The organism is Bordetella sp. (genome assembly GCF_051960075.1).
Lineage (GTDB): Bacteria > Pseudomonadota > Gammaproteobacteria > Burkholderiales > Burkholderiaceae_B > Bordetella.
This window is the reverse complement of sequence record NZ_JBQCER010000016.1, coordinates 1-6,683: the sequence shown is the minus strand read 5'-3', so window position 1 is coordinate 6,683 and position 6,683 is coordinate 1. Positions and strand designations below refer to the sequence as shown.

General features: G+C 64.3%; 8 protein-coding genes. 3 read left to right on the top strand and 5 right to left on the bottom strand.

Annotation, left to right across the window (positions count from 1 at the left end; all coding sequences use genetic code 11):
• The 3 genes from ACTHJ1_RS01910 to gorA form a co-directional block, all read right to left on the bottom strand.
• A partial coding sequence (locus ACTHJ1_RS01910; RefSeq protein WP_440186862.1) for an XdhC family protein occupies positions 1-602 on the bottom strand: 602 nt, incomplete at its 3' end.
• 17 nt (positions 603-619) lie between these two features.
• On the bottom strand, positions 620-991 hold the full coding sequence (locus tag ACTHJ1_RS01905; RefSeq protein ID WP_440186860.1) for an I78 family peptidase inhibitor: 372 nt from the start codon (positions 989-991) through the stop codon (positions 620-622).
• Between the two features lie 67 nt (positions 992-1,058).
• Positions 1,059-2,423, bottom strand: a complete 1,365-nt coding sequence (gene gorA, locus ACTHJ1_RS01900) for a glutathione-disulfide reductase (RefSeq protein WP_440186858.1) — start codon at positions 2,421-2,423, stop codon at positions 1,059-1,061.
• 113 nt (positions 2,424-2,536) lie between these two features.
• On the opposite strand from gorA, the gene ACTHJ1_RS01895 reads away from it, so the two are divergent.
• The gene (locus ACTHJ1_RS01895; RefSeq protein WP_440186856.1) at positions 2,537-3,244 is read left to right on the top strand and encodes a GNAT family N-acetyltransferase; all 708 of its coding nucleotides are present in this window, start codon (positions 2,537-2,539) and stop codon (positions 3,242-3,244) included.
• A 5-nt stretch (positions 3,245-3,249) separates the two neighbouring features.
• On the opposite strand, the gene ACTHJ1_RS01890 is transcribed toward ACTHJ1_RS01895, so the two are convergent.
• Complete coding sequence (locus ACTHJ1_RS01890) at positions 3,250-4,158, bottom strand: DMT family transporter (protein WP_440186854.1); 909 nt, start codon at positions 4,156-4,158, stop codon at positions 3,250-3,252.
• Between the two features lie 202 nt (positions 4,159-4,360).
• On the opposite strand from ACTHJ1_RS01890, the gene ACTHJ1_RS01885 reads away from it, so the two are divergent.
• Positions 4,361-4,540, top strand: a complete 180-nt coding sequence (locus ACTHJ1_RS01885) for a DUF3311 domain-containing protein (protein ID WP_440186852.1) — start codon at positions 4,361-4,363, stop codon at positions 4,538-4,540.
• Positions 4,537-6,012 carry a monocarboxylate uptake permease MctP gene (gene mctP, locus ACTHJ1_RS01880; RefSeq protein ID WP_440186850.1) on the top strand — a complete coding sequence of 492 codons (1,476 nt, stop codon included), beginning with the start codon at positions 4,537-4,539 and terminating at the stop codon, positions 6,010-6,012. The genes ACTHJ1_RS01885 and mctP overlap by 4 nt, the downstream gene beginning before the upstream one ends.
• An 87-nt stretch (positions 6,013-6,099) precedes the next feature.
• Here the strand turns inward: mctP and ACTHJ1_RS01875 are convergent, their stop codons facing one another.
• Positions 6,100-6,567 carry an OsmC family protein gene (locus ACTHJ1_RS01875; protein ID WP_440186848.1) on the bottom strand — a complete coding sequence of 156 codons (468 nt, stop codon included), beginning with the start codon at positions 6,565-6,567 and terminating at the stop codon, positions 6,100-6,102.
• Between the last annotated feature and the right edge of the window lie 116 nt (positions 6,568-6,683).

Sequence of the window (6,683 nt, the reverse complement as noted above, 5' to 3'; positions counted from 1 at the left end):
TACTCCTCGCGCGGATCGCAGACGATGACCCTGTAGTCCAGCCCCAGCGCGATCTCGCACAGATAGCGCGAAAGCTGTCCGGCGCCGATGACGATGAGCCGGTTGCGCGGCCCCATGGCGCACGAGAAACGGTCGTCGTGCAGTCGCGGCGCCGAATCGGCCGGGGCCGCTTCCAATGTGACCGCGCCGGTTCGCATATCGACCTCGCGGCGCAGGGATAGACGTTGCTGCAGGATGCGCACGGTGTCGTCGATGCGGCTGTGTTCTGACAGACGCTCGAGCACGAGTTCCAGGGTGCCGCCGCACGGGATGCCCAGCCTGCGGGCCTCTTCGGCCAGCACGCCGTAGCGCACGATCTCCGGCTTGCCATCCGGGCAAAGCGCGGCGAGGCCGGACTCGCGCACCCGCGCGATGAGGTCGTCTTCGATGCAGCCGCCTGAAACCGAGCCGGCCACCGCGGCGTCGTCGCGGATGGCCATCATGGCGCCGGGGGGGCGGGGCGAGGAACCCCAGGTGCGTAACACCGTCAACAGCACGGCATTGCGGCCTTGCGCCAGCCAGCCCTGGCAGGCCAGCAAGACGTTCAGATCGGCGGATTGCATGGACGCGATGAGAGGATTCAGCCGCAACGCAGCGCCTGGATCGCGCCCTTGTCGTCGAGGATGATGTTGATGCGTGAAGGATCGTATTCCATGGTCATGACCTGGCCGGGCCTGAGCAGTCGGATGATCCGCGATCCGGAGCGCTGTCGCGCGGTTTCGCCCGTGCTGTCGCGATAAACCTGGCCGAGCATGTTCTGCACGGGATCGGCATCGCAGTCGGACATCGCCGGGCCGGTAGGCATGGGCGTGTAGGTAGTGCTGGCGGCGTTCGATGGGCCGGACGTGTTCGAGGCGCCAGCAGCGGAGCCGCCTGTGTTGGGCGCGACGCAGCCGCCAAGCAGGCCGGCCAGCGCGATTGGCGCCAATAGGAGGGTCAGTCTGGAAACCATGATCTTCCGGGGTATGAAGGCTCTACGGTAGCAGACGCCGCGGCGCGGCGCCCGGCTTCATCGGTTGCTAGGCGGTCGTCGACACCGGCGTGCGCAGGGTGACGAACTCCTCGGCCGCGGTGGGATGGATACCCAGCGTTTCGTCGAAGACCCGTTTGGTGGCGCCGGCCTTGAGCGCCACGGCCAGGCCCTGGATGATCTCGCCGGCTTCCGGCCCGACCATGTGACAGCCCAGCACGCGATCGGTCCTGGCATCGACCACCAGCTTCATCAGGGTTTTTTCCTGCGACTCGGTGAGCGTGAGCTTCATGGGCCGGAAGCGGCTTTCGAATAGCTTGAGTTCGTGTCCAGCGGCGCGGGCCTGCTCTTCGGTCAGACCGACCGTGCCGATGTTGGGCAGGCTGAAGACCGCGGTGGGGATGAGCGTGTAGTCGACCCGCCGGTACTCCTCGGGCTGGAACAGCTGACGCGCCACCGCCATGCCTTCGGCCAGGGCCACCGGCGTGAGCGGCACGCGGTTGATCACGTCTCCCAGCGCCAGGATGGAGGGCTCGGCGGTGCGGTAGTCGTCGTCGACCTCGATGTAGCCCTGTCCGTCGAGCCGCACGCCCGTGTTTTCCAGGCCGAGGCCGTCGACCATGGCGCGCCGCCCCGTTGCGTAGAACACGCAGTCGGCGTCCAGTGTGGCTCCGTCCTGCAGCGTCACGCGCAGCGTGCCGTCGTCGAGCTTGTCGATGCGCGCCGGGTTGCTCTTGAAGCGCAGCGCCACGCCCTTCTTGATCAGTTCGTCGCGCAGATGCTCGCGCACGCCCTGGTCGAAGCCGCGCAGGAACAGTTCGCCGCGATACAGCTGCGTGACCTGGGCTCCCATGCCGTTGAAGATGGAGGCGAACTCGACGGCGATGTAGCCGCCGCCCACCACCACCACGCGGCGCGGCAGCGCTTTCAGGAAGAAAGCCTCGTTGGAGGTGATGGCGTGTTCGCGGCCCGGAATTTCGGGCACGAAAGGCCAGCTGCCCGTGGCGACCAGGATGTACTTGGCCGTATGGCGCTCGCCGTTGATCTCCACGGTATGCGGATCGACGATGCGGGCATGGCCTTCGTGCAGGGCCACTCCGGAATTGACCAGCAGGTTGCGGTATATGCCGTTCAGGCGCTGGATCTCGCGGTTCTTGTTGGCGATGAGCGTGGGCCAGTCGAAGCGCGGCGCCTCGGCGGTCCAGCCAAAAGCGGAAGCCTGTTCGAAGTCCTCGGCATAGTGGGCGCCGTAGACCAGCAGCTTTTTGGGCACGCAGCCCACGTTGACGCAGGTGCCGCCGAGGTAGCGGCTTTCGGCGATAGCCGCGCGCGCGCCGAAACCGGCCGCAAAGCGAGAGGCGCGCACGCCGCCGGAGCCGGCGCCGATGACATAGAGATCGTAGTCGTAGTTCATGATGTGATGCGCGGACGCCTTGGCGGCGTTTCAGGAAAATGGGATGAACGGTATTTTTGCACTATCGTACGCAGCTGTTTGAAAACCCGAGATCCGAACAGGAGATTTCCCGCATGTCCGCCTCGCGCACCAACGAATACGGTCAACCCATCGGTCCCGAACTGGCAGGCTGGGGCGCGCGTCCGCATCCGCCGCGTACGTCCATCCAGGGGCGCTTTTGCCGCCTCGAGCCGCTCGACCCCGCGCGCCATGCCGATGACCTGGTCGCGGCTTTTCAGCAGGCCGCCGACGGGCGCGCCTGGACCTACCTGACCGTGGGGCCCTACACCGATCCCGCCGTTCACCGCGCCTGGCTGGACAAGGCCGCAGCCAGCCAAGACCCGCTGCATCACGCCGTGATCGATCTCGCCACGGGCCGCGCGGTGGGCACGCTTGCGCTCATGCGCATCGACCCCGCCAACGGTGTGGTCGAAGTCGGCCATGTGACGTTCTCGCCCCTGCTGCAGCGCACGCCGATTTCCACCGAAGCGCAGTACCTGCTGATGAAGCGCGTCTTCGACGAACTGGGCTATCGCCGCTACGAGTGGAAGTGCGACAGCCTGAACGCGCCTTCGCGCGCCACGGCCCAGCGACTGGGCTTCACCTTCGAAGGCATCTTCCGCCAGGCCGTGGTCTACAAAGGTCGCTCGCGCGACACGGCCTGGTTTTCGCTGCTCGACAGCGAATGGCCGGCTCGCAGGGCGATGTTCGAGCGCTGGCTGTCGCCCGACAATTTCGACGCCCAAGGGCAGCAGCGGCGCCGCTTGAGCGAACTGGCTTGATGTTTTTAAGTCCTGGCCCGAATCACCAGCAGAATGCCTGCCAGCGTCAGCGCCGAGCCGGTCACGAATAGCGGTTCGAGCGGCTCGTGCAGGATGAGCGCGCCGAAGAGCACGCCCAGTATCGGCGCGAGAAATGCCAGCACCGACATCTGCGTGGCCAGATAGCTGCGCAACATCCAGAACCAGGTCAGGTAGCTGAACAGGCAGATCACGATCACGAGGTAAGCCAGGCTGGCGTAGGCGAGGGGAGTCCAGGTCGGCGCGGCGTCGGGGCGGGCCAGATGCCAGGCATACAGCGCCACGCCCGCCACCAGCAGTTGGTAGAAAAGCGTCTTGTCCGGGGCCGCGTCCGACAGTCTGGTATTGCGGATCAGCACCGTGCTCAGTCCCCAGGCCGCGCCCGCGGCCAGGGCGAGCAGGTCGCCCGGCATGCTCGGCCCGGCGCCGGACGGCGAGCCGGCGCCTTTGGTCAGAAAGGCGAGCGCGATACCGGCGAACGCAACGGCGATGCCCGCCCACTGTCGGCGGTTCAGGCGCTCTTCCGGCCGCGTGGCGTGCATGCCTAGCGCGGTGAAGATCGGCGCGGTGTAGAGAAACACGATCGAGTGCGCGGCCGTGGTGTGCTGCAGGCTCAGTCCGACCAACAGAAACTCCGCCGCAAAGGCCGCGCCGACCACCAGGCCCGAGCCCAAGGTGCCGTCGGACAGAATTTTTCGGCCTTCCCGTCGCAGCACGATGACGCCCAGTATGGCGGCCGCGATCAACGAGCGCAGGCTCAGCTGCAGCGTGGGGGAAACGTCGTGCGCGGCCAGCTTGAGGAAAATCTGCTGCAGGCTCCAGCAAAGACAAAGCAGAACCAGCATGCCGGTGCCGAAGGTATCGAGCGGCTTGCGGGCCGAGAGAGCATGAGTCATTTTGTTTCGTTTATGCAACAGAAAGTCAGGCAATTATCAGGGAATAGTCGTTTCTTATCGAGAAAGACCCCGACAATACAAAGGGGAGAACGTGCGCCGTCTGCTCACAAGGCATGATGCCGTTCGCGCGTGGTCCGCTTCAAACCGTTCATCCAGGGCGATCGGGCCACTCAAGATTTTTACAAAGGAGAGTATCGAGACTATGTGGATCATTCTTTTACTACCCTTCATCGGCCTCTTATGGGTGCCTTTCTATAACCAGGCCGAACCTACCCTGCTGGGCTTTCCGTTCTTCTACTGGTACCAGATTCTTTGGATACCCGTGACGGCCTTCCTGACCTGGCTGGTCTTTCGCCACTACCACAAGGGAGGTGAAGAATGAGCAGCTCGATCAACTGGACTGCGTTCTCCGTCTTCATTTTCTTCTTCCTGCTGATCACCGTCATGGGCTTTGCCGCCTCGCGCTGGCAAAGCCACGGCAGCAAGCGGTCCGAGCTTGATGAATGGGGCCTGGGAGGCCGGCGCTTCGGCACCTGGATCACCTGGTTTCTCGTGGGCGGAGACTTCTACACCGCCTACACCATCATCGCCGTGCCGGCCCTGGTGTATGCCGTGGGCGCCTATGGCTTTTTCGCACTGCCCTATACCATCATCGTCTACCCCATCGTGTTCGCCATCATGCCCAAGCTGTGGCAATTGGCGCACAAGAACGGCCACGTGACCGCGGGCGACGTGGTGTATGCCACCTACAACTCGCGTCCTCTCGAGTTGGCCGTGGCGGTCACCGGCGTGCTGGCGACCATGCCCTACATCGCCCTGCAGCTGGTTGGCATGGAAGTGGTCATCCAGGCGCTGGGCCTGCAAGGCGAGATCCCGCTGTTCGCGGCCTTCGTCATTCTGGCGCTGTACACCTACTCTGCCGGCCTGCGCGCACCTGCGCTGATCGCCTTCGTCAAAGATCTGATGATCTACGTCGTGGTGCTGGCCGCCGTGATCGTGGTGCCGATGAAGGTCGGCGGCTACGGTGCGGTGTTTCATGCCGCGGCGGAAGGCTACAAGGCCAAGGGCAGCGGCGGCCTGACGCTGTCGCCCGCGCAGTTCCTGCCCTATGCCTCGCTGGCGCTGGGTTCGGCGCTGGCGGCGTTCATGTATCCGCACACGCTCACCAGCATCTTCGCCGCCAAGAGCCCCAATACGATACGCAAGAACGCGATCTATCTGCCGCTGTACACGCTGCTGCTGGCACTGATCGCCATGCTGGGTTACATGGCCTACGCCGCGCATATCAAAGTCTCCGCGCCCAACCAGGTCGTGCCTGCGCTGTTCGAGAGCCTGTTCCCGAGCTGGTTCACGGGCTTCGCTTTCGCGGCCATCGCCATCGGCGCCCTGGTGCCGGCGGCGGTCATGTCGATCGGCGCGGCCAACCTGTTCACCCGCAACTTCTGGAAGGCCTATGTCAATCCGCAGGTGACGCATACCGGCGAAGCCAAGGTTGCCAAGGTCGTCTCGCTGCTGATCAAGCTGGGCGCGCTCGCCTTCATCGTGTTCGTGCCCACGCAATACGCGATCAACCTGCAGCTGCTGGGCGGCCTGTGGATTCTGCAGACGCTGCCGTCGGTGGTGTTCGGTCTGTTCTGCAAGAAGCTCGGCGGCCGCGCGCTGCTGCTGGGCTGGCTGGCCGGCCTGATCTACGGCACCTGGACGGTCTTCTCCGACGGCATCAAGCCCGTGCATACGCTCATGGGCTTCACCGTCTACACCGGCCTCTGGGCGCTGATCCTGAACATCCTCGTGGTGGTCGTCGCTCAGCTGGTGCTGGGCAAGAACGCGCAATCGACGCCTGCGCGGGCCTGATCTAACGCGGCCGGGCGTATGTCCGGCTTGAAAAAAACGCCGCTCGAGAGAGCGGCGTTTTTTTTGCGGCCCATTTTTGCTTCGAGATCAGTTTTCCTGGATGAACCGCGGCTCGTGGAAAATCGGGAAATTTACCGAACGCGCGATGAAGCAGACCTCGTGGATGCGATGGTGGATCGCCTGCGCGACCCGCAGATCGGCATGGCCGCGGATCGTCACGACCGGCCGCAGCGTGGCGGAAACAAAGCGTCCGGCCCCACCGCGCTCCACCTCGCCGATACCGATGGGCGAGTCCGCATAGTGCGTCACCGCGATCCCCGAGTCCGACGCATAGTGCAGATACCAGAGCATATGGCAGGCCGAGAGCGCAGAGAGCAGCAGGTCCTCGGGATTCATCTTTGTCGGGTCGCCGCCGAGCAGCGGATCGTTCGAGCAATGCATCACCGGTTTGCCCGGAACGGCGATGTCCCAAGTCCGGTCGTAGCTTCGATAGTGGGCGGTACCTTCTCCACGATTGCCGGTCCAGACGATGTGGGAGGTGTATTGGTGGCTCATGCGCGGCTCCTGTAGGGGGGCGGGGCGTGCTTGCGGCGATCGCCCGTTCTTGATGGCAAATCTGCGATCTCGACGACGAATGCATTTATTGTATACGCGTATACAATAAATGCATG